The sequence below is a fragment of the Streptomyces sp. NPDC048258 genome (genome assembly GCF_043201995.1).
Lineage (GTDB): Bacteria > Actinomycetota > Actinomycetes > Streptomycetales > Streptomycetaceae > Streptomyces.
The window spans coordinates 635,790-661,267 of sequence record NZ_JBICZH010000002.1 but is presented as its reverse complement, the minus strand read 5'-3'; the positions used below and the strand labels follow the sequence as shown (position 1 = coordinate 661,267).

The 25,478-nt window shown below is 70.5% G+C and carries 23 protein-coding genes and 1 tRNA gene; 14 read left to right on the top strand and 10 right to left on the bottom strand.

Annotated elements, in window-relative coordinates; genetic code table 11:
• Positions 1-99 precede the first annotated feature (99 nt).
• From ACGFYQ_RS07195 to ACGFYQ_RS07170, 6 genes are all read right to left on the bottom strand, one after another.
• Positions 100-1,518, bottom strand: a complete 1,419-nt coding sequence (locus ACGFYQ_RS07195; RefSeq protein WP_393740787.1) for an NAD(P)/FAD-dependent oxidoreductase — start codon at positions 1,516-1,518, stop codon at positions 100-102.
• Between the two features lie 23 nt (positions 1,519-1,541).
• Positions 1,542-2,348, bottom strand: coding sequence for an ABC transporter permease (locus ACGFYQ_RS07190; RefSeq protein ID WP_393740785.1), 807 nt, complete (start codon positions 2,346-2,348; stop codon positions 1,542-1,544).
• Positions 2,348-3,286: an ABC transporter permease gene (locus ACGFYQ_RS07185; protein ID WP_393740783.1), complete on the bottom strand. Its 939-nt coding sequence runs from the start codon at positions 3,284-3,286 to the stop codon at positions 2,348-2,350. Before ACGFYQ_RS07185 ends, ACGFYQ_RS07190 begins: the two co-directional genes overlap by 1 nt.
• Positions 3,283-4,449, bottom strand: coding sequence for an ABC transporter ATP-binding protein (locus ACGFYQ_RS07180; protein WP_393740781.1), 1,167 nt, complete (start codon positions 4,447-4,449; stop codon positions 3,283-3,285). Before ACGFYQ_RS07180 ends, ACGFYQ_RS07185 begins: the two co-directional genes overlap by 4 nt.
• Positions 4,450-4,518: 69 nt before the next feature.
• Positions 4,519-5,769 carry a PotD/PotF family extracellular solute-binding protein gene (locus tag ACGFYQ_RS07175; protein WP_393740779.1) on the bottom strand — a complete coding sequence of 417 codons (1,251 nt, stop codon included), beginning with the start codon at positions 5,767-5,769 and terminating at the stop codon, positions 4,519-4,521.
• A gap of 47 nt (positions 5,770-5,816) precedes the next feature.
• Positions 5,817-7,331 (bottom strand): gamma-aminobutyraldehyde dehydrogenase, encoded by a 1,515-nt coding sequence (locus tag ACGFYQ_RS07170; protein ID WP_393740948.1) that lies wholly within the window; start codon positions 7,329-7,331, stop codon positions 5,817-5,819.
• Positions 7,332-7,525: 194 nt separating this feature from the next.
• Here ACGFYQ_RS07170 and ACGFYQ_RS07165 point away from each other — a divergent pair, with 194 nt between their 5' ends.
• The 3 genes from ACGFYQ_RS07165 to ACGFYQ_RS07155 all read left to right on the top strand — a co-directional run bounded on the left by ACGFYQ_RS07165 (position 7,526) and on the right by ACGFYQ_RS07155 (position 10,129).
• On the top strand, positions 7,526-8,077 hold the full coding sequence (locus ACGFYQ_RS07165; RefSeq protein WP_393740946.1) for an NADAR family protein: 552 nt from the start codon (positions 7,526-7,528) through the stop codon (positions 8,075-8,077).
• Between the two features lie 51 nt (positions 8,078-8,128).
• Positions 8,129-8,190: transfer RNA gene (locus tag ACGFYQ_RS07160), tRNA-Ser, on the top strand.
• A 343-nt stretch (positions 8,191-8,533) separates the two neighbouring features.
• Entirely contained in the window at positions 8,534-10,129 is a 1,596-nt protein-coding gene (locus ACGFYQ_RS07155; RefSeq protein WP_393740777.1) for a TROVE domain-containing protein, read from the top strand.
• 76 nt (positions 10,130-10,205) lie between these two features.
• On the opposite strand, the gene ACGFYQ_RS07150 is transcribed toward ACGFYQ_RS07155, so the two are convergent.
• Positions 10,206-10,916 carry a DUF4190 domain-containing protein gene (locus ACGFYQ_RS07150; RefSeq protein ID WP_393740775.1) on the bottom strand — a complete coding sequence of 237 codons (711 nt, stop codon included), beginning with the start codon at positions 10,914-10,916 and terminating at the stop codon, positions 10,206-10,208.
• A 110-nt stretch (positions 10,917-11,026) separates the two neighbouring features.
• Here ACGFYQ_RS07150 and ACGFYQ_RS07145 point away from each other — a divergent pair, with 110 nt between their 5' ends.
• From ACGFYQ_RS07145 to ACGFYQ_RS07125, 5 genes are all read left to right on the top strand, one after another.
• The gene (locus ACGFYQ_RS07145) at positions 11,027-12,052 is read left to right on the top strand and encodes an adenosine deaminase (RefSeq protein ID WP_393740773.1); all 1,026 of its coding nucleotides are present in this window, start codon (positions 11,027-11,029) and stop codon (positions 12,050-12,052) included.
• Between the two features lie 36 nt (positions 12,053-12,088).
• The gene (locus ACGFYQ_RS07140) at positions 12,089-12,778 is read left to right on the top strand and encodes a glycerophosphodiester phosphodiesterase (protein WP_393740771.1); all 690 of its coding nucleotides are present in this window, start codon (positions 12,089-12,091) and stop codon (positions 12,776-12,778) included.
• Positions 12,775-13,944: a sensor histidine kinase gene (locus tag ACGFYQ_RS07135; RefSeq protein ID WP_393740769.1), complete on the top strand. Its 1,170-nt coding sequence runs from the start codon at positions 12,775-12,777 to the stop codon at positions 13,942-13,944. Before ACGFYQ_RS07140 ends, ACGFYQ_RS07135 begins: the two co-directional genes overlap by 4 nt.
• Positions 13,941-14,669 (top strand): response regulator, encoded by a 729-nt coding sequence (locus ACGFYQ_RS07130; RefSeq protein WP_393740767.1) that lies wholly within the window; start codon positions 13,941-13,943, stop codon positions 14,667-14,669. Before ACGFYQ_RS07135 ends, ACGFYQ_RS07130 begins: the two co-directional genes overlap by 4 nt.
• 149 nt (positions 14,670-14,818) lie before the next feature.
• Complete coding sequence (locus ACGFYQ_RS07125) at positions 14,819-16,006, top strand: serine hydrolase domain-containing protein (protein WP_393740765.1); 1,188 nt, start codon at positions 14,819-14,821, stop codon at positions 16,004-16,006.
• Here the strand turns inward: ACGFYQ_RS07125 and ACGFYQ_RS07120 are convergent.
• From ACGFYQ_RS07120 to ACGFYQ_RS07110, 3 genes are all read right to left on the bottom strand, one after another.
• Entirely contained in the window at positions 15,999-16,463 is a 465-nt protein-coding gene (locus tag ACGFYQ_RS07120; RefSeq protein ID WP_393740763.1) for a hypothetical protein, read from the bottom strand. The genes ACGFYQ_RS07125 and ACGFYQ_RS07120 overlap by 8 nt on opposite strands.
• 77 nt (positions 16,464-16,540) lie before the next feature.
• Positions 16,541-17,719 carry a PotD/PotF family extracellular solute-binding protein gene (locus ACGFYQ_RS07115; protein WP_393740761.1) on the bottom strand — a complete coding sequence of 393 codons (1,179 nt, stop codon included), beginning with the start codon at positions 17,717-17,719 and terminating at the stop codon, positions 16,541-16,543.
• Positions 17,720-17,811: 92 nt separating this feature from the next.
• Complete coding sequence (locus tag ACGFYQ_RS07110) at positions 17,812-19,251, bottom strand: gamma-aminobutyraldehyde dehydrogenase (protein WP_393740759.1); 1,440 nt, start codon at positions 19,249-19,251, stop codon at positions 17,812-17,814.
• Between the two features lie 169 nt (positions 19,252-19,420).
• Between ACGFYQ_RS07110 and ACGFYQ_RS07105 the strand changes: the two genes are divergently transcribed.
• The 6 genes from ACGFYQ_RS07105 (at position 19,421) to ACGFYQ_RS07080 (ending at position 25,413) form a co-directional block, all read left to right on the top strand.
• Complete coding sequence (locus ACGFYQ_RS07105) at positions 19,421-19,924, top strand: Lrp/AsnC family transcriptional regulator (RefSeq protein WP_362131488.1); 504 nt, start codon at positions 19,421-19,423, stop codon at positions 19,922-19,924.
• Between the two features lie 3 nt (positions 19,925-19,927).
• Positions 19,928-21,289, top strand: coding sequence for an aspartate aminotransferase family protein (locus ACGFYQ_RS07100; RefSeq protein ID WP_393740756.1), 1,362 nt, complete (start codon positions 19,928-19,930; stop codon positions 21,287-21,289).
• Between the two features lie 197 nt (positions 21,290-21,486).
• A complete protein-coding gene (locus ACGFYQ_RS07095) occupies positions 21,487-22,254 on the top strand; it encodes an ABC transporter ATP-binding protein (protein WP_393740754.1) in 768 nt (255 codons plus the stop codon).
• Positions 22,236-23,309 (top strand): hypothetical protein, encoded by a 1,074-nt coding sequence (locus tag ACGFYQ_RS07090; RefSeq protein ID WP_393740752.1) that lies wholly within the window; start codon positions 22,236-22,238, stop codon positions 23,307-23,309. Before ACGFYQ_RS07095 ends, ACGFYQ_RS07090 begins: the two co-directional genes overlap by 19 nt.
• A 26-nt stretch (positions 23,310-23,335) precedes the next feature.
• Entirely contained in the window at positions 23,336-24,427 is a 1,092-nt protein-coding gene (locus tag ACGFYQ_RS07085; protein WP_393740750.1) for an LOG family protein, read from the top strand.
• An 80-nt stretch (positions 24,428-24,507) separates the two neighbouring features.
• Complete coding sequence (locus ACGFYQ_RS07080; protein ID WP_393740748.1) at positions 24,508-25,413, top strand: hypothetical protein; 906 nt, start codon at positions 24,508-24,510, stop codon at positions 25,411-25,413.
• Positions 25,414-25,478 lie beyond the last annotated feature (65 nt).

Genomic DNA, 25,478 nt, shown 5'->3' with positions numbered 1-25,478 from the left:
ACCGGGCGCGGCCATGACGCGGGTTCCGTTACTCCGGGGTGGTGAAGCGGGTCACACGACCACGGGCAGGTGTGCGCCGGGGGCGTGCGCGTCGGCGGATCAGCTGTCGAAGCCGAGGCCGAAGCGGTCCAGCGTCCTGAGCCAGAGGTTGCGGTGCCCGCCGCGGCGGTCGGCGCGGGCCAGCGACCACTTGGTGAGGGTGATCCCGGTCCAGGCGAAGGGCTCCGGCGGGAACGGCATCGGCTTGGACTTCACCATCTCCAGCCGGGTGCGCTCGGTGGGGACCCCGTCGAGCAGGTCCAGCATCACGTCCGCGCCGAAGCGGGTGGCACCCACCCCGAGCCCGGTGTAGCCGGCAGCGTAGGCGACCTTCCCGGAGTGCGCGGTGCCGAAGAAGGCCGAGAACCGCGAGCAGGTGTCGATCGCCCCGCCCCAGGCGTGGCTGAAGCGGATCCCCTCCAGCTGCGGGAAGCAGGTGAAGAAGTGCTCGGCGAGCTTGAGGTAGGTCTCGGGGCGGTGGTCGTACTCCGAGTCGAGCTTCCCCCGGTAGGGGTAGATCGCGTCGTAGCCGCCCCACAGGATCCGGTGGTCCTTCGTGATCCGGAAGTAGTGGAACTGGTTCGCGCTGTCGCCCAGCCCCTGCCGGTTCTTCCAGCCGATGGCGGCGAGCTGCGCCTCGTCCAGCGGCTCGGTCATCAGCGCGTAGTCGTAGACCGGCACGGTGAACGGGCGGATGCGGCGGACCAGCGAGGGGAAGATGTTGGTGCCCAGGGCGACCCGGCGCGCGAGGATCGTCCCGTACGGGGTCTGCACGGTCATCCCGGGGCCGGCCGAGGCCATCGTGAGGCCGCGGGTGTTCTCGTAGATCCGCACCCCGAGGTCCAGGCAGGCCTGCTTGAGGCCCCAGGCCAGCTTCGCCGGGTTGAGCATGGCGACGCCGTCGCGGTCCCAGAGGCCCGCGAGGAAGGTCGGGGAGTCGACCTCGGCGCGCAGCGCGTCGCCGTCCAGCCATTCGGAGCCGCCCGCGAGGCCGAGGCGGCGGGCCTCCTCGTGGAGTTCCCGCAGCTCTTCGACCTGGTGGGGCTCGGTGGCCACGTCGATCTCGCCGGTGCGCTCGAAGTCGCAGTCGATGCCGTAGCGGGCGACCGCCTCCTCGATGGCGTCGAGGTTGCGGGCGCCCAGCTCCTCCAGCTTGGCGAGCTCCCCCGGCCAGCGGGCCATCCCGTTGCCGAGGCCGTGGGTGAGCGAGGCGGCGCAGAAGCCGCCGTTGCGGCCGGAGGCGGCCCAGCCCGCCTCCTTGCTCTCGATCAGTACGACGTCCCGTCCGGGGTCGCGCTCCTTGGCGAGCAGCGCGGTCCACAGACCGCTGTAGCCGCCGCCGACGACCAGCAGGTCGCACCGCTCGTCGCCGGTGAGCGCCGGCTGCGCGGCGGGCTTGCCGGGATCGTCCAGCCAGTACGAGACCGGCTTCGCTTCGGAAAGGGATTTCGCAACACTACGCATGGCGACTGGGGCCATGGCTTCCAACTCCCTACAGGGGTCTACTTCGGTTGTGCCTTCTTGCGGCGGTTGCCGACCATCTGGCCGGCGAGGACCACCAGCACCGCGATGACGAACATCGCCGTGCCGATGACGTTGATCTGCACAGGCGTACCGCGCTGGGCCGATCCCCACACGAACATGGGGAAGGTGACGGTGTTGCCCGAGTTGAAGTTGGTGATGATGAAGTCGTCGAAGGAGAGCGCGAAGGAGAGCAGCGCGCCCGCCGCGATACCGGGTGCCGCGATCGGCAGGGTGACCCGTACGAAGGTCTGCACCGGGCCCGCGTAGAGGTCGCGGGCGGCCTCCTCCAGCCGCGGGTCCATGGACAGGACACGCGCCTTGACGGCGGCGACGACGAAGCTGAGGCAGAACATGATGTGGGCGATCAGGATCGTCCAGAAGCCCAGCTGGATCCCCATGTTGAGGAAGAGGGCGAGCAGTGAGGCCGCCATCACGATCTCGGGCATGGCCATGGGCAGGAAGATCAGCGAGTTGACCGCGCCGCGCGCCCGGAAGCGGTAGCGCACCAGCGCGAAGGCGATCGCGGTACCGAGCGCGGTCGCGGCAAGGGTGGCCCACAGGGCGATCTGGAGCGAGAGCGAGAGGGAGCCGCACAGGTCGGCGACGCCGCAGGGGTCCTTCCACGCGTCGAGCGAGAACTCCTGCCAGGCGTAGTTGAACCGCCCGGTGGGGTTGTTGAAGGAGAAGACGGTCACGACCACGTTCGGCAGGATCATGTACGCGAGCGTGCCGAGGCCCGCGATGACGACCAGATTGCGCCGGAGCCAGGCTATGGGGGTGCGCATCAGACCAGGTCCTCCGTCCCCGCTCGGCGGATGTAGATGGTGACCATGATCAGCACGATGGCCATGAGGATGAAGGACAGCGCGGCCGCCGTCGGGTAGTCGAGGATCCGCAGGTACTGCGACTGGATGACGTTGCCGATCATCCGGGTGTCCGTGGAGCCGAGCAGTTCGGCGTTCACGTAGTCGCCGCTCGCCGGGATGAAGGTGAGCAGGGTCCCGGAGACCACTCCCGGCATGGACAGCGGGAAGGTCACCTTCCGGAAGACCGTCGCGGGTCGGGCGTACAGGTCCCCGGCCGCCTCGTGGAGGCGGGTGTCGATGCGCTCCAGCGAGGAGTACAGCGGCAGGATCATGAAGGGGAGGAAGTTGTACGTCAGACCGCAGACGACCGCGAGCGGCGTGGCCAGCACCCGGTCGCCCTGGGTCATGCCGAGCCAGCTGGTGACGTCGAGGAAGCCGATGTTGTTGAGGACGGCGACGACCGGGCCGCCGTCGGCCAGGATCGTCTTCCAGGCGAGCGTGCGGATCAGGAAGCTGGTGAAGAACGGCGCGATGACCAGCACCAGCAGCAGGTTGCGCCAGCGGCCCGCCCTGAAGGCGATCAGGTAGGCCAGCGGGTACCCGAGCAGCAGGCACAGCGCGGTGGCGGTGCCGGCGTACAGCAGGGAGCGCAGGAACTGCGGCAGGTACTCGGTGAAGGCGTCCCAGTAGGTCTGGAAGTGCCACGTGACCTCGAAGCCCTCTTCGAGGGAGCCGGTCTGCACCGAGGTGGAGGCCTGGTAGACCATCGGCAGGACGAAGAAGACCAGCAGCCACAGGATGCCGGGGAGCAGCAGCCAGTACGGGATCAGCCGCTTGCGTACGGACGCCTTGTGCACCGGAGGTTCGGTGGGGGCGGGCGCCTGGGGCGGCGCTGTGTCTGCAGCGGGGCTGGTCATGCGCCCTCCTCGACCGTCTCGATGCCCGCGTCGCCCATCGTCCCTGCAAGCATGGACTGGGCGGCGTCGAGGCCGAAGGAGTGCTCCGGGTTCCAGTGCAGGATCACCTCGGCGCCCGGGACCAGGCGGGCGTCCCGCTCTATGTTCTGGGCGTACACCTCCAGCTCGGGACAGACCTGGCTGTCGATCACGTACTGGGTGGAGACGCCGATGAAGGAGGAGTCCGCGATCCGGCCGGGGACCTTGTTGCGGCCGGCCGCGATGGTGTGCTCCTCGTCGGCGTGCACCAGCGAGATCTTCTCCGGGCGCACCCCGACCAGCAGCTTGCCGCCGGTGCGGGGGGTGGTCGCGCAGCGGGCCGCGGGCAGCCGGAGCTTCGTACCCGAGGCGGAGACGACGACCTCTGAGCCGGCGGACTCCACCGAGGCCTCGATGAGGTTCGAGGTGCCGAGGAAGTTGGCGACGAACGTGGTGCCCGGGTTCTCGTACAGCTCGGCGGGGGCGCCCAGCTGCTCGACGCGGCCGCCGTTCATCACGGCGACCGTGTCGGCCATGGTCATGGCCTCCTCCTGGTCGTGCGTGACGTGCACGAAGGTGATGCCGACCTCGGTCTGGATGCGCTTGAGCTCCAGCTGCATCTGGCGGCGCAGCTTGAGGTCGAGGGCGCCGAGCGGCTCGTCGAGCAGCAGCACCTGGGGGTGGTTGATCAGGGCCCGGGCGACGGCGACGCGCTGCTGCTGGCCGCCGGAGAGCTGGTGCGGCTTGCGCTGGGCGAACTGTCCGAGCTGGACCAGCTCCAGCATGTCGTCGACCTGCTTCTTGACCGACTTGATGCCGCGGCGGCGCAGGCCGAAGGCGACGTTCTCGTAGATGTTCAGGTGTGGGAAGAGGGCGTAGCTCTGGAAGACCGTGTTGACCGGGCGCTTGTACGGCGGCAGGTGGGTGACCGCCCGGTCGCCGAGGTGGACCGTGCCGGTGGAGGGCTCCTCCAGGCCGGCGATCATGCGCAGGGTGGTGGTCTTCCCGCAGCCGGAGGCGCCGAGCAGGGCGAAGAAGGAGCCCTGGGGAATGGTGAGGTCCAGCGGGTGCACGGCGGTGAAGGTGCCGTAGTGCTTGCTGATCCCGGCGAGGCGGACGTCGCCGCCCGCGGTCTTGTCAGTCATGGATGGGTCCCGGGGTTGGGTAGGGCGAAGCGGTCAAGGGAGGGGTTCGCGGCGGCGGGGCGGGTACGGCTACGCGCCGATCAGCTTGGCGAACTTCTCTTCGTACGCCGTCTCTTCCTCGCTGCTGAGCGAGCGGAAGGCGTGTGCCTTGGCGGCCATCGCCTTGTCCGGGACGATCAGCGGGTTGTCCGCGAGGGCGGGATCGATCTTGGCCAGCTCGTCCTTGACGCCCTCGACCGGGCAGACGTAGCTGATGAAGGCGGCCAGCTGGGCGGCGATCGGAGGTTCGTAGTAGAAGTCGATGAGCTTCTCGGCGTTGCCCTTGTGCCGGGCGTGCGCGGGGACCAGCAGGTTGTCGCTGGAGGTGATGTATCCGGGTGCCGGGATCGCGTACTGGATGTCCGGGTTGCCGGCCTGGAGCTGGATGACGTCGCCGGCCCAGGCGAGGCAGGCGGCCAGGTCTCCCTTGTCGAGGTCGGCGGTGTAGTCGTTGCCGGTGAAGCGGCGGATCTGCTTGGTGTCCACGCCCTTCTGGAGCCGGCCGATCGCCCCGTCGAAGTCCGCGGTGGTGAAGTTCGCGGGGTCCTTGCCCTGGTCGAGCAGGGTCATGCCGACGCTGTCGCGCATTTCGGTGAGGAAGCCGACCCGGCCCTTGAGGGTGGGATCGTCGAGCAGCTGGGTGACGGAGTCGACCTTCTTCCCGCCGGTGGCCTTGGTGTTGTAGGCGATGACGGTGTCGATGCCGGTCCACGGGTAGCTGTACGAGCGGCCGGGGTCCCAGTCGGGGGTGCGGAACTGGGGGATCAGGTTGGCGTAGGCGTGCGGGAGGTGCGAGGGGTCCAGCTTCTGCGCCCAGCCGAGGCGGATGATGCGGGCGGCGAGCCAGTCGGTGACGACGATCAGGTCGCGGCCGGTGTCCTGACCCGCTGCGAGCTGCGGGCGGATCTTCCCGAAGAACTCGACGTTGTCGTTGATGTCCTCGGTGTACTTGACCTTGATCCCGGTCCGCTTGGTGAACTCCTCCAGGGTGGGGCGGGTCTTCTCGTCGTCGCTGGTGTCCATGTACTCGGTCCAGTTGGAGAAGTTGATCTCCTTCTCCTGTGCCGAGTGGTCGTCGGAGGCAACCGCCGTGTCACCCGCGCGCTTGGCGGGCGGGATGCCGCACGCGGCGAGGGTGGACAGGCCTCCGAGGGTGAGCGCCCCGACTCCGGAGGCGCGCAGCAGCGAGCGGCGGGTGAGGGCGCCGCGCCCGCTGGTGAGGCTGCGCCGCATCGCGGCGAGTTGCGCCGCCGAGAGGCGGTCGGGCTCGAACTGCTCCATGCGCGTTGCCCTTTCGGGATGTTGGGCCGCTGGTCAGGCGGTGGCTTCTATCGGTCCCCGAAGATCGTGCAGTGCCAGTCCTTCGCGGCCACCGCGGTGTTGTCGTACATCACGTGCTTGACCTGCGTGTACTCCTCGAAGGAGTACGCGCTCATGTCCTTTCCGAACCCGCTCGCCTTGTAGCCGCCGTGGGGCATCTCGCTGATGATCGGAATGTGGTCGTTGACCCAGACGCAGCCCGCCTTGATCTCGCGGGTGGCCCGGTTCGCCCTGTAGACGTCCCGGCTCCAGGCGGAGGCGGCGAGTCCGTACGGGGTGTCGTTGGCCAGCGCGATGCCCTCGTCGTCGGTGTCGAAGGGCAGGACGACCAGGACCGGGCCGAAGATCTCGGACTGGACGACCTCGCTGTCCTGGGCGGCGCCGGTGATGAGGGTGGGCCGGTAGTACGCGCCCTCGGCGAGTTCGCCCTGCGGGATCTCGCCGCCGGTGACGACGGTGGCGTACGCGCGGGCGCGCTCGACGAAGCCGGCGACCCGGTCGCGCTGGGCGTGGGAGACCAGCGGGCCGAGGTCGGTGGTGGCCGCGAAGGGGTCGCCGAGACGGACGGTCTCCATCAGTTCCGCGACACGGGCGACGAAGGCGTCGTGCAGGGGCCGCTGGACGTACGCGCGGGTGGCGGCGGTGCAGTCCTGGCCGGTGTTGATGAGGGAGGCGGCGACGGCGCCGTGCGCGGCGGCCTCCAGGTCGGCGTCGTCGAAGACGAGGAACGGGGCCTTGCCGCCGAGCTCCAGGTGGAGCCGCTTGACGGTGGCGGTGGCGATCTCGGCGACCCGCTTGCCGACCGCCGTGGAGCCGGTGAAGGAGGTCATGACCACGTCGGGGTGGCCGACCAGGTGCTCGCCGGCCTCGCGTCCGGCGCCCGTGACGATGTTGATCACGCCGTCGGGCAGCCCCGCGTCCTTGGCCGCCTGCGCGAACATCAGCGAGGTCAGCGGGGTGAGCTCGGCCGGCTTGAGGACGATGGTGTTGCCCGCCGCGATGGCCGGGAGGATCTTCCAGGCCGCCATCTGGAGCGGATAGTTCCAGGGCGCGATGGATCCGACGACACCGATGGCCTCGCGGCGTACGTAGGAGGTGTGGTCCCCGGAGTACTCGGCGGCCGCCTGCCCCTGGAGGTGCCGGGCGGCCCCGGCGAAGAAGGCCGTGTTGTCGATGGTCCCCGGCACGTCGAACTCCGTGGACAGCTTGATCGGCTTGCCGCACTGGAGGGACTCGGCGTACGCGAAGTCCTCGGCCTGCTCGGCCAGTACGGCGGCCAGCCGGTGCAGGGCGTCCGAACGCTCCCCGGGGGTGGCGCCGGACCATGCCGGGAAGGCCCTCTTGGCGGCGGCGACGGCCTCGTCGACGTCCGCTGCGCTCGCGAGCTCGTAGGTGAGGACCTCGTCTCCGGTGGCGGGATCGACCACCGTGTGTGACCGGCCGGAGGTGCCGGACCTGAGTCGCCCGTCGATGTACTGCGCGCCGTCCGCGAAGCGGTCCTTGACCTGGAAGCGGTTGCCCATCACGCTCTCACGCTCTCCGTAGCTACAGTTCGAGCTACAGCTCGAATTGAGTGCCGATCCTGACAGAGGAGGGTCCCCCGGCCAAGTGATTCCGTTGTTGCCTTTTGATTACGCGACGGAATCGGTCGACCATGTGTCGAGGCACGCCCTAAATCCCGTACGAAGTGTCCGTGGCGACTGTCAGACTCGCGTGCATGGAGATGATCGACGAGCTGATCAAGCAGGTCAGCAATGGTGAGCGGGTGAAGTTCCTGCCGTTCTGGGGGCACCGTCCGAGGCACGACGGGACGCTCGGGCCGAGCTGCCTCAGCCAGTGGTGGCCGTCCGAATTCACTGTGGGTGACGTCCGCTATGCCACGGCGGAGCACTGGATGATGGCCGGGAAGGCCCGGCTGTTCCGCGACGCGGAGGCGGAGCGCGCCGCGCTGGACGCGACCACTCCGGCGGCCGCGAAGAAGGCCGGGCGGCTCGTGCGCGGCTTCGACGACGCCATATGGGAGCGGGAGCGGTACGCGCTTGTGGTGGAGGGCAGCGTGCACAAGTTCGCCTCCGACCCGGCGCTGCGCTCGTACCTGCTGTCCACCGGGAACCGGGTGCTGGTGGAAGCCAGCCCGCTGGACCGGGTCTGGGGCATCGGCCTGGCGGCCGACGACGAGCGCGCCCTCGATCCGGCGCGCTGGCAGGGACTGAACCTGCTGGGCTTCGCCCTGATGGAGGCCCGGGAGCGGCTGCGCGCCGGGCATTAATCCCTCGCGCTCCCCCGGGGCGGGCGTCTAGCGTGATCCTTGTCCAGGTGCGCAGGTGAGACCTACTTCCACTCTTAATGGGGAGGTCGCGGGTTCGAGTCCCGCCACCGGCTTCGGGTCGGTGTAGCTCAGTCGGCAGAGCACCACGTGGTTTCGCCGAATCTGTTCTCTGGACACCTACGTCACGCACCTCCCGGTGCGCGGGCTGCGGCTCCTTCTTTTGCAAAGACACCAGGCCGCCGCCACCTTGATCTCGGGAGGCCCGCGTGCGGGATGCCCGGTGCGCAGGCAACGGTTACTTCCTCGGATCAGGAGGTGGCGGGTTCGAATCCCGCCCGGCCCCGGCCGGTAGCTCAGCTGGATGGAGCACCTGACTTAGTCCGTCGCCGACCTCTGAGCTCGGGCATCCCGCACGTCACGCCTCCCCCGCTTTCCTTTGAATTCGGGGGGATTCAGATGGCTCGTTTCAACCTGCGCGCGTCCAAGGCGGCGCCCGCCTCGCCCACTTCGCCGGTGCGGTCCGCCGGACGCGCCCACACCGCGCTGGGCGGCCCCGGCCACCTGCGCGATCCGCGCTCCGAACTGTTCCTGCTCGCCGTCGCCAACTTCGTGACGCAGCAGACCTTCCACGAGAGCGGCACCGCCCGCGACAACCGCTTCGCGGCCCTCGTGCGGCGGCTCGCGGTGGAGGACCCCGCGTGGACGGCCGGCCTGCTGGGCTGGCTCCGCGGGGACGCGAACATGCGGACCGCCTCGCTCGTCGGCGCCGCCGAGTACGTGAAGGCGCGCCTCGACGCGGGCACCACCGACGGGCCTTCGAACCGGCAGGTCGTGGACTCCGTGCTGCGGCGCGCGGACGAGCCCGGTGAGCTGCTGGCCTACTGGACGGCGACGTACGGGCGGAACGTGCCCAAGCCCGTCAAGCGCGGCATCGCCGACGCCGTGCGCCGGCTCTACTCCGGCACCTCGCTGCTGAAGTACGACACCGCGTCCAAGAGCTACCGCTTCGGCGACGTCCTCAACCTCGTGCACGCCTCCCCCGACCCGGCCAAGGCCTGGCAGGGCGAGCTGTTCCGCTACGCGCTCGACCGCCGGCACAACCCGGACAGCGCGCGGCTCCCGGCCGGCAACCGAACCCTCGCCGCCCATCAGGCACTGATGGAACTGCCGGTCCCCGAGCGGCGCGCCGTGGTCACCGGGGCGGACGGCGCCGAGCGGCTCGCGGAGGCGGGCATGAACTGGGAGGCGCTGGCCGGCTGGTTGCAGGGGCCGATGGACGCGGCCGCCTGGGAGGCGGTCATCCCGTCGATGGGTGCGATGGCGCTGCTGCGCAACCTGCGCAACTTCGACGAGGCAGGGGTCTCGGACGAGGTGGCGGCACGGGTCGCGGCGAAGATCTCCGACCCGGAGGCCGTCGCCCGGGCGCGGCAGTTCCCCTTCCGCTACCTGGCGGCCTATCAGCACGCGCCTTCGCTGCGCTGGGCGTACCCGCTGGAGCGCGCGCTCGGCCACTCGCTGGGCAACGTACCGGCGCTGCCCGGTCGGACGCTGGTCCTCGTCGACCGCTCCGGGTCGATGTGGTCCCCGCTCTCGGACCGCTCCACGCTCAACCGGGCGGACGCGGCGGCCGTGTTCGGGGCGGCACTGGCGCTGCGGGCCGAGGACGCGGACCTGGTGCAGTTCGGCTCGACCAGTCAGGTGGTCCCGTACACGCGGGGCGAGTCCGTACTGAAGGTGCTGGAGCGGTTCGGGGACCTCGGCGGCACCTACACGGCCCAGGCCGTGCGGGAGCACTACCGGGGCCACGACCGGGTGCTGATCGTCACCGACGAGCAGGCCGCCGCCTCGTACGGCGGTGACCCGACGGCCGAGGTGCCGCGGTCGGTGCCGGTGTACACCTGGAACCTGGCGGGCTACCGGGTGGGCCACGCGCCGTCCGGCTCCGCGAACCGGCACACCTTCGGCGGGCTCACCGACGCGGCCTTCCGCATGGTGTCCCTGATCGAGGGCGGCCGGGACGCCGACTGGCCGTGGGCGGCGGCCTCGGCTTGAGCCCTGGCCCAGGCTGAGGCCCGGCTCAGACTGAGGCCCGGCTCAGCCTGAGGCCCGGCTCAGCCTGAGGCCCGGCTCATATCTTCTCGTGCACCCGCGAGTTGGAGTACGGGCTCTCGTAGTCGGAGTCGTCGTCCCAGTCCCCGCGCATGAAGGGGGCGAACATGGCGACCAGCATCAAGGCGCCCAGCACGATGCCTATCGCGCCGAGGATGATGCCGGCGAGCGCCATCCCGCCGTTGTCGGCCTCGCCGCGCGTCGCCTTGCCCTTGCCCAGGGCGCCGAAGACGACGGCCCCGATCCCGAGCCCGATCGCGAGGAAGCTGGTGAAGCAGCCGACGACCGAGATGATGCCGAGGACGAGGCCGGTGACGCCGAAGCCGTTGCTCTTCGGCGCCGCGTACAAGGGGTACCCGGTGTTGCCCGGGTAGCCGGCGTATCCCGGGTATCCGGGGTACCCCGCGTCCCCGGGGTACCCGTAGCCCGGCGCGGGGGTCGGCGTCGGCATCGGAGTGGGCATCGGCGTCGGCGTCGACGTCGGATACCCGTACCCGCTCGCGTCCGGCTGGGCCGGATACCCGTACGCGGGCGGCTGAGTCGGCGCGGGCGTCGGAGCGGGCTGCGGCATCTGCGCCCCCGGCATCCCGGCGACCGTCTGCTGGTCGTGCACGGACGGCGGTCCCGCGACGCCCGGCGCACCCGGCGGGCCCTGCTGCTTGCCCAGGTCCACCGCCGGCCGCTCCGGCGGCGCCCACGGGTCCCTCGGCTCAGGGCTCTGGTCGGTCATGCGGCGCCCCCCTCTCGTACAGCCATGCTAAGCGCTGCCACCGACAGTCACGTTGCTGCCTACGATGAAGGCCGACCTGCCCGCACCCGCGTCCTTCCGGAGGCACCTTCATGACCGACCTGCATCCCTTCATCGCGGGACTGCCCAAGGCGGAACTGCACGTCCACCACGTCGGCTCGGCATCACCGCGCATCGTGGCCGAGCTCGCCTCCCGGCACCCCGACTCGAAGGTCCCGACCGACCCCGAGGCGCTCGCCGACTACTTCACCTTCACCGACTTCGCGCACTTCATCGAGGTCTACCTCTCCGTCGTGGACCTGGTCCGCACCCCCGAGGACGTCCGGCTGCTGACCTTCGAGGTCGCCCGTGACATGGCCCGGCAGAACATCCGCTACGCCGAACTCACCATCACCCCGTACTCCTCCACCCGCCGCGGCATCGAGGAGAAGGCCTTCATGGAGGCCATCGAGGACGCCCGCAAGGCCGCCGAGGCGGAACTCGGCGTCATCCTGCGCTGGTGCTTCGACATCCCCGGCGAGGCCGGCCTGGAGGCCGCCGCCGAGACCGCCCGCCTCGCCGTGGACCTGCGCCCCGAGGGCCTGGTCTCCTTCGGCCTGGGCGGCCCCGAGATCGGCGTCCCGCGCCCGCAGTTCAAGCCGTACTTCGACCGGGCCCGCGCCGCCGGCCTGCACAGCGTGCCGCACGCCGGCGAGACCACCGGCCCCGAGACGATCTGGGACGCCATCCGCGAGCTGGGCGCCGTGCGCATCGGCCACGGCACCAGCTCCACCCAGGACCCGGAACTGCTCGCGTACCTGGCCGAGCACCGCATCGCGCTGGAGGTCTGCCCGACCTCCAACATCGCCACCCGCGCGGTCACCGACCTCGACCGGCACCCCGTCAAGGAGATGGTCGCCGCGGGCGTGCTCGTCACCATCAACAGCGACGACCCGCCGATGTTCGGCTCCGACCTGAACAACGAGTACGCGGTGGCCGCCCGCCTCCTCGACCTCGACGAGCGCGGTCTCGCCCGGCTCGCCAAGAACGCCGTGGAGGCCTCCTTCCTCGACGAGGCCGGCAAGGCGAAGCTCAACGCGGAGATCGACACGTACACGGCCGAATGGCTCGCGCGCTGACTCCCCTTGATCCCGCCGGCCCCTGAGAATGGGGCCATGCGCACCCTGACTGCCGTCGGCCACCGCGGCGATCCCTACCGTGTCCGTGAGAACACCCTGCCCTCGATCCGCTCCGCCTTCGCGCGCGGGGCGGACGCGGTCGAGATCGACGTACGGCTGACCCGCGACGGGGTGCCGGTCCTGCTCCACGACGAGACGCTCCAGCGGCTGTGGGGCCATGACGTGCGCCTGGACGCCGTCACGGCCCCGCAGCTCAAGGAACTGACGCAGAGTGGGATCCCCACGCTGCGCGACGCGCTGACGGCGGCAGGGGCGGGCCGGTTGATGCTCGACCTGCCGGGTGCCTCGTACGAGGCGGTACGGACCGTGGTGGACCAGGTCCGCGAGTGCGGGGCGCGCGAGCGCACGTACTACTGCGCGGGGCCGAACACCATGCTGTCGGTCCGTGCCGCCGATCCGGGCGCGGAGATCGCGCTGACCTGGACCACGCTGTCGCCGCCGCGCCGGGTGCTGATCGACGCGGTCTCCCCGCGCTGGCTCAACTACCGCTTCGGGCTGGTCAGCCGGGAGCTGACGGACGCGCTCCACCGGGACGGCCTGCTGGTGTCGGCCTGGACCGCGGACACCAGGCGGACGATGCGGGGGCTCCTGAAGGCAGGGGTCGACTCGATCACCACCAACCGGGTGGACGCGCTGACCGCCGTACGGGCCGAGCTCGGGAAGTGATACGCGCGCGGGCCGTGCGGCTGGGCCGGGCCTGGCCGTGGGGGGTGGACCTGGGCCTGACGCTACTGGTGCAGCTGGCCGTCACGATGCCGTTCGTGCTGCCACGGGAGGCCGGGCTGCCGGCCGTGACCTGGGGCTCGTACTCGATGACCACGCTGGGCGTGCTGCCGCTGGTGTGGCGGAGGTACCGGCCGGTCACCGTGCTGACGGTGATCCTGCTCGTCGGCGGGGTCTACAAGGTGGCGCTCGACGGCCCCGGCCAGCCGCTGCCGTACGCGGGGCTGATCGCCTTCTACACGGTCGCCCTGCTGTGCCCCGCACGGGTGCGGGCGGCGGTCGGGGCGCTCTCGGTGGCGGCCGTCCTCGCGTCCGTGGGGCTGGCGAAGGGTTCGGCCAGGGAGCTGTCCTTCACCCTGTTCTGTGCGGGCGCCGCCTACGTGCTGGGCCGGCTCCAGTACACGCGGCAGGCCTACACCGCGGCCGTCGAGGACCGGGCGGCGCAGCTGGAGCGGGCGAACCGGATCGAGGCCGAGCAGGCCGTGGCGCGCGAACGGGCCAGGATCGCACGGGAGATGCACGACATCCTCTCGCACGCCGTCAGCATCATGATCGTGCAGGCGGAGGCCGGTCCGGTGGCGGTACGCCGGGCCCCGGAGCGGGCCGAGGCGGCCTTCGAGGCGATCTCGGAGACCGGCCGGGACGCGATGGTGCAGCTACGGGCGATGCTCGGGGTGCTGAGGGAGGACGGGCCGGCGCCGCGCGAGCCGCAGCCGGGGATCGCGGCGCTGCCCCGGCTCCTGGACCGCGTGCGGCAGGGCGGGCCGGCGGTCTCGTACGAGGAGACCGGCGAGGTCCGGGCGCTGGCCCCGGCGGTGGACACGGCCGTGTACAGGATCGTGCAGGAGGCCCTGACGAACGTGGTGAAGCACGCCGGGGCCCGGCGCGTGGCGGTCCGGCTCCACCACGCGCGTGAGGAGCTGACGGTCACGGTGACGGACGACGGGCGGGGTCCGTCCGCGGGCGGTGCCGGCGGGCACGGCCTGATCGGGGTCCGGGAGCGGGCCGCCGCGCACGGCGGGTCGGTGGAGGCCGGTCCGGGGCCGGGCGGACGGGGCTTCTCGGTGCGGGTGTTCCTTGTAACCTCCCCGGTGGAGGTGGGGAATTGACGATCCGTGTGGTGGTGGCGGACGACCAGGAGCTGGTGCGCAGCGGGTTCGCGATGATCCTGGACGCCCAGGAGGACATCGAGGTCGTGGCCGAGGTGGGGGACGGAGCGGCGGCGGTGGAGGCGGCGGCCCGGCTCTCGCCGGACGTGGCGCTGCTGGACATCCGGATGCCGGTGCTGGACGGGATCGAGGCGTGCCGGACGATCTCGGCGCGGGGCGCGTGCCGGACGGTGATGCTGACGACCTTCGACGCGGACGAGTACGTGTACGAGGCGCTGCACGCGGGAGCGAGCGGGTTCCTGCTGAAGGACGTGCGGCGGGACGATCTGGTGCACGCGGTACGGGTGGTGGCGGCGGGCGAGTCGCTGCTGGCGCCTTCGGTGGCGCGGCGGCTGATCGAGGAGTACACGGCGGCGACGGCGCGACCTTCGGTCGCGGCGCTCGCGGCGGGCCGGCTGGAGGTGCTGACGGCGCGGGAGCGGGAGACGCTGCTGCACTTGGGGCGGGGGCTGTCGAACGCGGAGATCGCGGCGGCGCTGGTGGTGAGCGAGCATACGGTGAAGTCGCACGTGGGCAACGTGCTGGCGAAGCTGGGGCTGCGCGACCGGATCCAGGCGGTGATCTGCGCATACGAGACGGGCTTGATCGCGGCGGGGGCGCCGGCGGGAGCGAGGGCGGGGGCGAGGGCGGGGGCTCACTCTGAGGTATCTCCCTCTGGGGAGTGAGAGCCGGGCGTGTCGGCTCCCTCGCGCCGGTGAGTTGTCGTACCGCTGAAGACCCCTCCGTGGGGTGATCCGCAACTATCCCTCTGACCAGCAGCATTGAGTCATCGGAGGCCGCAGTGGCCCCGGATGTCTCACAGGGGGATCCCGTCATGAACGCTCGTTCGCGCACAGTGATCGCCGCCGCTCTGGTGCTGGGGATCACTTCCGGTCCGGTCGCCGCTCATGCCGCACCGGCACCCGTCCCGGCGGAGCTGGCCGCGCCCGTCGTCCGTACGCCGCCCAACGCGGCGGCGCTGGAGAAGGCGATCGCCGGGCTGGGTCCGGAGCACAGGGACGCGACGGCCGCACTGGTCCGGGTCGGAGGTACGAGCGGGAGCTGGCGGGGGAGTTCGGGTGTCGCGGACATCCGCACCGGACGGGACGCGGTGGAGCAGGGGCGCTTCCGGGCCGGGTCGGTGACCAAGACCTTCACCTCGGCGGTGGTACTCCAGCTCGCGGCCGAGGGCCGGGTGGATCTGGACCGGCCGGTCCGGTCGTACCTGCCCGCGACCGTCCCCGACACCTACAGCACGGTCACCGTCCGGCAGCTGCTCAACTACACCAGCGGCATACCGGCGGCGGACGGCCCGGGCGATTCGTTCGAGGCGCAGTGGCAGCACCGCTTCGACATCACCGACCCGCATGCGCAGTTGGCCAATGCCTTTGCCAAGAAGCCGGAGTTCACCCCGGGCAGCGCCCAGCACTACCTGAACATCGACTACACGGTGCTGGGCGTGCTCATCGAGAAGGTGACGGGCACGACGTACGAGGAGGCGGTCGCCCGGCGGATCCTGAAGCCGCTGGGCCTGCGTCAGACCTCGTTCCCGGCCCGGACGCAGACGAAGATCCATGGTCCGCACAACCGGGGCTACCAGGCGGTGGTGAAGGCGGACGGCTCCAGGGAGCTGCGGGACGTGACCGAGTGGAACTCCTCGGACCGGTGGGCGGCGGGGGACATCATCTCGACCACGGCCGATCTGGAGCGGTTCACCATAGCCCTGTTCAGCGGGCGGATCGTGCCGAAGGCCCAGCTGGAGGAGATGTTCACGGTACCGGCGGTGAAGGACTTCGTGAGCGGGAAGGACGCCACGCTGACGGCGGGGATGTCCCGGATGGTCCTGCCCGACGGCACCGTGGCCTGGGGCAAGACCGGCGGCCGGCACGGCTACAACACGGCGATAGGCGGAACCCGCGACCTCTCCCGCACCCTCGTGTACTCGGTGAATTCCACCGACGCCAAGGGCCAGGACATGAACCCGGTCGCCCTCGGCATCGTGATGGCGGCCTTCGCTAAGTAGGCATCGCCTCAAGGCGCTTGATCATGCGGCGCAGGATCAGCAGGGGGATCACCCCGAAGACGCCGAACGACATGTCGATGACGCTCCACCAGAAGGGTATGCCGCGGATCGGGCCGCAGATCAGGGCCAGCGGGATGATGCCGGCGCAGGCGACCATGCCGGCTTCGACGATCCAGATGTTGCGGACCGGGTCCCGGTGGACGCCGTAGAAGAAGACGGCGATGACGAGGTGCGCGAAGGCGAGCCAGTCGGTGCCGTAGAGGAGGAAGGGGTGCTCGGCGTCGGCGCGGTCCAGTCCGTCGCCGACCCGCCGCAGCCACTCGTTGTCCAGTAGGGCATTGGCCCAGTGGAGCTCGCTGACCAGGGGGAAGGCCGTCAGTCCGCTGAGCACGAGGCAGACGAGGAACAGGGTCAACCAGGCACGGATCCGCCGCTGAAGGGCACTTCTCTCGCTCATGGAAGGAAGCCTACGCCGATTTCTGAACACGTTCAGCCATATTGATGAACGTGTTCAATTCTGGAGCCGGTCCGTGATCAGAGGCCGACGATCGCGTTCCACCGCCGGGCGAAGGAGCGGCGTTCGGCCGAGGAGATGTCCCGGGCCACGACGAGCCGCTCGCGCATGTCGCCGTCGGGGAAGATCAGTGGGTTCTCGGCCAGTTCGGCGGTCTCCTTGTCGCCGGAGCCGGCCAGGACCTCGCGGGCGGCCGGGACCGGGCAGACGTAGTTGACGGACGCGGCGAGCTCGGCCGCCACCTCCGGGGCGTAGTAGTGGTCGATCAGGGCCTCCGCATTGGCCTTGTGCCGGGACAGGTTGGGCACGAGGAGGCTCTCCGCCCAGAGTTCGGCCCCCTCCTCCGGAACCACGAACTCGATGTCCGGGTTGTCGGCCTGCAGCTGGATGGCGTCACCGGAGTAGGCCTGGCAGGCCAGGACGTCGCCCTTGCTCAGATCGGAGGTGTAGTCGTTGCCGGTGAAGCGGCGGATGTGCTTCTTGCGCACCATGTTCTCGACCTGGTCGCACATCCGGTGGAAGTCGGACTCCGTCCAGCGGGTGACGTCCACCCCGTCGCCCTGCATCAGCAGCGCGAAGGACTCGTCGAGGCCGGAGAAGAGGGTGACCTTGCCCGAGAGGTCGGGGTGCCAGAGGTCCTTGACCGACTTGATCTCCCGGCCGAGTGCCTTGCGGTTGTAGGCGATGCCGGTGATCCCCGACTGCCAGGGGACGGTGTGGAGCCGGCCCTCGTCGAAGGCGGGGGAACGCAGTTGGGGGTCCAGGTGCCGGGCCACATTGGGCTGCGCCGAGCGGTCCATCTCCTGGGCCCAGCCGAGGTGGACGAAGCGCGCGGCCATCCAGTCGCTGACCACGACCAGGTCGTGGCCCGTCTCCTGATGGTTCATCAGGGCTGGGCTGACCTTGCCGAAGAACTCGTCGTTGTCGTTGATCTCCTCGGTGTACCGGACCTCGATGCCCGTCCGCTCGGAGAAGGCGTCGAGCGTCGGACGGCGCTCCTCGTCCTCGTCGTCGGTGTCGATGTACAGCGGCCAGTTGGAGAAGGCGACGCTCCGGTCCCCCGCGGACCGGTCGAGGCCTTCACGCCGGCCCTCGGGGACATAGGCGGCGGGGACTCCGCAGCCGGTGAGGGCGGCCAGCAGGCCCGTGGCACCGAGGCCGCGCAGCGCGGCGCGGCGGGAGAAGGCGAGTTCAGGCATGGGTTCAGCCTCGGGGAGCGCGAAGGGGCGGGCAATAGACATGTTGTCTACCGCCCGCCCCTTCAACGCTGTGCTGTGATCGATGCGACCGATCAGCCGTCGAGCGAGGTCATGACGTGCTTGATGCGCGTGTAGTCCTCGAAGCCATAGGCGGAGAGGTCCTTGCCGTAGCCGGACTTCTTGAAGCCGCCGTGCGGCATCTCGGCGACGAGCGGGATGTGGGTGTTGATCCACACGCAGCCGAAGTCGAGGTTCTTGGACATCCGCATCGCGCGGCCGTGGTCCTTGGTCCACACGGAGGAGGCGAGGGCGAACTCGACGCCGTTCGCGTACGCCACGGCCTGGGCCTCGTCCGTGAAGGACTGGACGGTGATGACGGGGCCGAAGACCTCGTTCTGGATGATCTCGTCGTCCTGCTTGAGGCCGGAGATCACGGTGGGGGCGTAGAAGTAGCCCTTCTCGCCGACCTGGTGGCCGCCCGCCTCGACCTTGGCGTGGGCGGGGAGGCGCTCGATGAAGCCCGCGACCTGCTTGAGCTGGTTCGGGTTGTTCAGCGGGCCGTAGAGCACGTCCTCGTCGTCCGGCTGGCCGGTCTTGGTGTCGGCGGCGGCCTTGGCGAGCGCGGACACGAACTCGTCGTGGATCGACTCGTGCACGAGCACGCGACAGGCGGCCGTGCAGTCCTGGCCGGCGTTGAAGTACCCGGCGACGGCGATGTCCTCGACGGCCTTGGCGATGTCGGCGTCCTCGAAGACCACGGCCGGGGCCTTGCCGCCGAGCTCCAGGTGGACGCGCTTGACGTCCTTGGAGGCGCTCTCGGCGACCTGCATGCCCGCGCGCACCGAGCCGGTGATGGAGGCCATCGCCGGGGTGGAGTGCTCGACCATGGCCTTGCCGGTCTCGCGGTCACCGCAGACGACGTTGAAGACGCCCTTGGGCAGGACCGAGTCGATGATCTCCGCCATCAGGACGGTGGAGGCGGGGGTGGTGTCCGAGGGCTTGAGCACCACGGTGTTGCCCGCGGCGATGGCCGGGGCGAACTTCCACACGGCCATCATCATCGGGTAGTTCCACGGCGCGACCTGGGCGCAGACGCCGACCGGCTCGCGGCGGATGATCGAGGTCATGCCCTCCATGTACTCGCCGGCCGAGCGGCCCTCGAGCATGCGGGCGGCGCCCGCGAAGAAGCGGATCTGGTCCACCATCGGCGGCAGCTCCTCGCTGGCCGTGAGGCCCAGCGGCTTGCCCGTGTTCTCCGACTCCGCGGCGACGAGCTCGTCCGCGCGCGCCTCGAAGGCGTCCGCGATCTTCAGCAGCGCCTTCTGGCGGTCCGAGGGCGTGGTGTCACGCCAGCCCGGGAAGGCCGCCGCGGCGGCGGCCATGGCGGCGTCGACGTCGGCCTGGCCCGACAGCGGGGCGGTGGCGTACACCTCGCCGGTGGCCGGGTTGACCACCTCGGTGGTCCGCCCGTCGGCGGCGTCCTTGAACTCCCCGCCGATGTAGTTGCGCAGACGACGCAGTTCGGTGGTCACTACAGCCACACTCCTGATCACATGTCCAACGATTGAGACGAATCCCAAGCCTAGCCTCTCGGCGGACGCTTTCGACAGACCCGCACGCCACGAACTACGAAATCAGTGAGATCCGAGTCCCCAGACAACGGATTTCATCGATTCCGTCTTGCGGAACAGACGACTCCTCGTGCACAGTGAGGTCGTGGTCAGTCGAAGCGCAGATTCCAGGAACAGACAACCGTCCCCTTCGGTCGATGCTGTGTCCCTGGCGATCATCGAGCAACTGCAGGAGGACGGTCGCCGTCCCTACGCATCGATCGGCAAGGCCGTCGGCCTCTCCGAAGCGGCTGTGCGCCAGCGCGTGCAGAAGCTGCTCGACCAGGGCGTCATGCAGATCGTCGCCGTCACCGACCCGCTCACCGTGGGCCTGCGGCGCCAGGCCATGGTCGGCATCAACGTCGAGGGAGACCTCGACCCGGTGGCCGACGCCCTGACCGCAATGGCCGAATGCGAGTACGTGGTGATGACCGCGGGCTCGTTCGACCTGATGGTGGAGATCGTCTGCGAGGACGACGACCACCTGCTGGAAACGATCAACAAGAAGATCCGCACGCTCCCCGGCGTGCGGACAACCGAAAGCTTCGTTTACCTGAAGCTCAAGAAGCAGACCTACATGTGGGGAACTCGATAGCCCGTGAGCCAGGACCTCTCCAAAACCGCGTACGACCACCTGTGGATGCACTTCACCCGCATGTCGTCCTACGAGAACGCGCCCGTCCCCACCATCGTGCGTGGTGAGGGCACCTACATCTTCGACGACAAGGGCAAGCGCTACCTCGACGGTCTCGCCGGACTGTTCGTGGTCAACGCCGGTCACGGCCGCAAGGAACTGGCCGAGGTCGCCTACAAGCAGGCCCAGGAACTCGCGTTCTTCCCCATCTGGTCGTACGCACACCCCAAGGCTGTGGAGCTCGCCGAGCGCCTCGCCGACTACGCCCCGGGCGACCTGAACAAGGTCTTCTTCACCACGGGTGGCGGCGAGGCCGTCGAGACCGCCTGGAAGCTCGCCAAGCAGTACTTCAAGCTGCAGGGCAAGCACACCAAGTACAAGGTCATCTCGCGTGCCGTCGCTTACCACGGCACCCCGCAGGGCGCCCTGTCCATCACCGGTCTGCCGGCCCTGAAGGCCCCCTTCGAGCCGCTGGTCCCCGGCGCGCACAAGGTGCCGAACACCAACATCTACCGCGCCCCGATCTACGGCGACGACCCCGAGGCCTTCGGCCGCTGGTGCGCCGACCAGATCGAGCAGGAGATCCTCTTCGAGGGCGCCGACACCGTCGCCGCCGTCTTCCTGGAGCCGGTGCAGAACGCCGGCGGCTGCTTCCCGCCGCCGCCCGGGTACTTCCAGCGGGTCCGCGAGATCTGCGACGAGTACGACGTGCTGCTCGTCTCCGACGAGACGATCTGCGCCTTCGGCCGCCTCGGCACGATGTTCGCCTGTGACAAGTTCGACTACATCCCGGACATGATCACCTGCGCCAAGGGCATGACCTCGGGCTACTCCCCGATCGGTGCCTGCATCATCTCGGACCGCCTCGCGGAGCCCTTCTACAAGGGCGACAACACCTTCCTGCACGGCTACACCTTCGGCGGCCACCCGGTCTCCTCGGCGGTCGCGCTGGCCAACCTCGACATCTTCGACAAGGAAGGCCTCAACCAGCACGTGCTGGACAACGAGGACGCCTTCTTCTCGACGCTGAAGAAGCTGCACGACCTGCCGATCGTCGGCGACGTCCGCGGCAACGGGTTCTTCTACGGCATCGAGCTCGTCAAGGACAAGAACACCAAGGAGTCCTTCACGGACGAGGAGACGGAGCGCGTGCTCTACGGCTTCCTCTCCAAGGCGCTCTTCGACAACGGCCTGTACTGCCGGGCCGACGACCGCGGCGACCCGGTCATCCAGCTGGCCCCGCCGCTGATCGCCGACCAGGGCACCTTCGACGAGATCGAAGGAATCCTGCGCTCGGTGCTCACCGAGGCGTGGACCAAGCTGTAGCCAGCCCCCGGACCAGGCGTCGAACCGTCCGACGCCGCACTGGTCCGTCCACATGGCCCGGATCCTCCGTTCGAGTGAGAACGCGGGGGTCCGGGCCGTGTGCTGTCACCATCCAAGACGTTCATCTCTTTACATCTCAGTGCGGCGCCAGTTACCGAACGGGCTCCGCTTCGTTCCCCCGGACGGAGGTGTACGCCATGGTGGCTCCACCGGACTCTGCCCCGCCTGACAATGCCCCGCTCCAGGACGATCAGCTCTGGGCACGGTCCCTTCACTACTCCCACAGCGGTTCCCCCGGCCTCATCGGGGTCTCCGTCGGAGTCCGCCAGGGCGAGATCCTGGCCCTGACCGGCCCGCGCGGCAGCGGGAAGACCACCCTGCTGCGCTGCCTGTCCGGACAGCTGCTTCCCGAACAGGGCGAGGTCTGGTTCAACAGCATTCCCGTGCACACCATGGGCGCGCTGGCCCGTGAGCGGCTGCGCCGTGACCGGTTCGGCTGGATCGGCCCCGAGCCACAGCTGCTGCCCGAGCTGAAGGTGTGGGAGAACGCGGCCCTGCCGCTGCTGATCGCCGGCGCCTCCCACCGCGCCGCCAAGCACGCCGCCTGCGAATGGCTGGACCGCCTCGACATCGGCGGCTACGCCCGCAAGCGCCCCCGGGCCCTCACCCGGGCCGAGTCCCAGCGGGTGGCGCTGGCCCGGGCCCTGGTCAACGAGCCCGCGGTGATCTTCGCCGACGACCCCACGGCTCCGCTGCACCGGGCCGAGCGCGCCCTGCTGCTCCGTACGCTGACCACCGCGGCCCGCTCCCACGGGATCACCGTGCTGCTGGCCACCCACGACGAGGGGACAGCGGCCGTCGCCGACCGCCGCCTGGCCCTGCTCGACGGCCGCACCGCCGCCGCCGCGGGGCCCTACGCCTCCGAGACCACGGAGGACCAGGCCGCGTGCTCGCTCTCCGCCTAGCCCGCGGCTCCCGCCCGCTCGTCCAGCTGCGCCGGCTCCTGGTCGCCGCCGCCTCGGCCGGTACCGGGTTCCTGCTGCTCTACGTGCTCGCCGAGGCGGTGGCCCGGCCCGCCGGATCGTTCCCTCGGCTGCTGTGGGCCCTGGTGCCGCTGGCCGCCACCGTCCACTTCGCCGTCGCCGTGGCCCGGACCGACCCGTCGACGCGGCCCCGGGAAGGACTGGACGCCGCCGGGCTGGGACCCGTGCGGCTCGGTCTCGTCGCGGCGATCTCCACCGCCGTCGCCTGCACTCTGGGCAGCGCCCTGGCCCTGGCCGCCTTCCTCCACCTGCGCGGCGATCTGGCCGGGCTGCCGTTCGACGGGGCCGGGGCCGGGCTGCTCCACGCCGACCAGCCGCTGCCCGTCGCGGCCGCCCTCACCCTCTTGGCCCTGCTCCCCCTGACCGCGTCGGCCGCCGCCGCGTGCACCCTGCGCCGACGCACCCCCCTGGCCCCACAGACCGGACTGCCCTGGGGCATCGCGCTGACCGCCTGCGGACTCGCCGTCGAGGCATACGCGGGGCGGGGCGGGCCCGGCATGCTCGCCGGCTGGTCGCTCACCGCGATCGGCCTCGCCCTCGCCGGACCCGGCCTGGCCTACGCGTGCGGCACCCTGGTCCAGGCCGTGCGCCCGGGCGCGCTCCGGCTGCTGGCCGGGCGGGCCCTCCAAGAGGAGGCCCCGCGGCTCGGCCCGCCCCTCGGCGTGCTGTGCGCGGTCGGGGCGGGCGCCCTCACCGCTCTGGCCCTGCGGGACCGGGGCGGGCTGCTCGTCCCGCTGGGCCCGCTGACCGCACCGGCCGCGGCCCTGGTCGCCCTGTGCGCCGCCGCGACCCTTCTCACATCCGCGGTGGAGGCCCGCCAGGGCCGCGCCGCCGACCGCGAGGCCCTGCTCGACCTCGGCGCACCCGCCAAGGTCCTCCGTACGGCCGCGAGTTTGCGGGCGACCGCCCTGATCGCCGTATGCGTACCGGTCAGCTGGGGTGTGGCACAGCTGACGTCCCTGGCACTGACCCGCTGACACGGGCAGCCCTTAGGGTGGGCCGAATGGTCAACGCAGACATCGAGATCGAGACGCTCGCCGAATTCGACCAGGTCGTGGCCCGCGGCTCGCTCAGCGGTTACCGGATCCAGTCGGTCAACCTCCTGGAGCGGACCTTCGCGCTGCTGTCCGCCGACACCTCGGCGGCCGTGTTCCTGGGCTGCGCGATGGAGCCCGACGCCTCCGTGAAGGTCCGCGCCGACGGCGCGCTGGTCTTCCCGCCGGTGCCGGACCTGCCGTTCAACCCGTACCGCGGCCTGCTCTACACGCCCGAGGAGCTGTTCGCCGGGCTGCCCGCCGGGTACGAGGCCACTCCGGACGCCCAGGCCTACGCCTGGATCCAGGAGACCAAGGCGGACGGCGACGTCTTCTCCTCGATGCTGCGCTCCATCCACGACGACGCCATCTCCGACGCCCTCGACGAGCACCTCGCCGGTGCCCGGGTGGTCGGCGTGATGGGCGGCCACGCCATGTCCCGCGGCGGTACGGAGTACCGGGGCGCGGCCGAGCTGGGCCGGGTGCTGGCCCGGTCCGGGCTCACGGTGGCCACCGGCGGCGGCCCCGGCGCGATGGAGGCCGCCAACCTCGGCGCCTACCTGGCCCCGGCCCCGGACGAGGCCCTCCCGGAAGCCCTGGAGCTGCTGGCCAAGGCTCCTTCCTTCGCCCCGTCGGTGTCCGACTGGGCGCGGGCGGCCTTCGCCGTACGCGACCGGTGGCCCGGTGGCGGTGACTCGGTGGGCATCCCGACCTGGTTCTACGGTCACGAGCCGCCGAACGCCTTCGCGGGACACATAGGGAAGTACTTCGCGAACGCCACCCGCGAGGACGGGCTGCTGGCGCGGTCCACGGCGGGCGTGGTCTTCCTGCCGGGTGCGGCGGGCACGGTCCAGGAGGTCTTCGACAGCGCGACGCCGAACTACTACGCGTCGCGGGGCGAGCCGGCGCCGATGATCCTGGTCGACCGGGCCCACTGGACCGAGCACCTCCCGGCCTGGCCCCTGCTCCAGGCACTGGCGCGCGGCCGGGCGATGGAGTCCCGGATCGCCCTCGTGGACTCGGTGGACGAGGTTCCGGACGCACTCGCGTCAATGAGCTGAGCTCCGGAAGCAACTTCCCGGCCGGTTCTCACGTCTGGCAGAGGTACCGCAAATCCTGCCAGACGTGAACGGAGCCCTTGGTGCTCATAGGCCTGCTGACCGCTGTCGCGGCGTCCATCTGCTACGGGACGGGATCCGTCCTGCAAGCCGTCGGATCGCGCCGCGCCGCCCGGATGTCCCCGTCCGCCGCCGGGGTGACGGCGCACGGCGGCCCCAACCTGTCGTCCACCGCCAAAGCAGCGATGACCTGGGAGTTCATCGTCGGCACGATCCTGGATTTCGTGGGCTTCGGGCTGGGCGCGCTGGCGGCCCGGCTGCTGCCGCTCTTCCTCTCCCAGACGGTCATCAGCGCGAACCTGGTGATCACGGCCGTGCTGAGCGTGAAGATGCTCGGCATCCGGCTGAGCCGCAAGGAGTGGACCTCCATCGGCGTCGTCTGCACGGCTCTGGTGCTCCTGGCGACGGCGGCGGGCCACGAGGGCGGCCACCACGCGCCGATGTCCACGCACTGGTGGCTGCTGGCGATCACCCTGCTGCTGATGGTGGGCGGCACCGTGGCCGTACGCCTCCTGGGCGGCCGGGCGGCGATCCTGGCGGGCCTGCTGTCGGGCCTGGGCTTCGGCGCGCTGGGCGTCGGCGTCCGGATCCTTGACGGCGTCGACCCCTTCGACCTCGGCACGCTGCTCGCCGACCCGGCGCTCTACGCCATTCTGCTGGCGGGCTTCGGCGGCATGTACCTGCACACGGTCGCCCTCCAGATCGGCTCGGTGAACGGCGCGACGGCGGCCCTGGTCGTCGGCGAGACGGTCCTCCCGGGCGCGATCGGCGTCCTGTGGCTCGGCGACGCCTCCCGCCCGGGCCTCGCGTGGCTGGCTGCCCTGGGCTTCGTGCTGGCCGTCACCGGCGCGGTGGCGGTCGCCTGGTACGGCAAGCACGAGGGCTCCGACGCGGAGGCGGAAGCCCCGGTCCCCGAACCGGTGGCGTAGCCCCGCCGGTTCCCCGGTCGGCCGGTTCACCCGGTCGGCCGGTCCCCGATGGTGGCGCGGGCGCG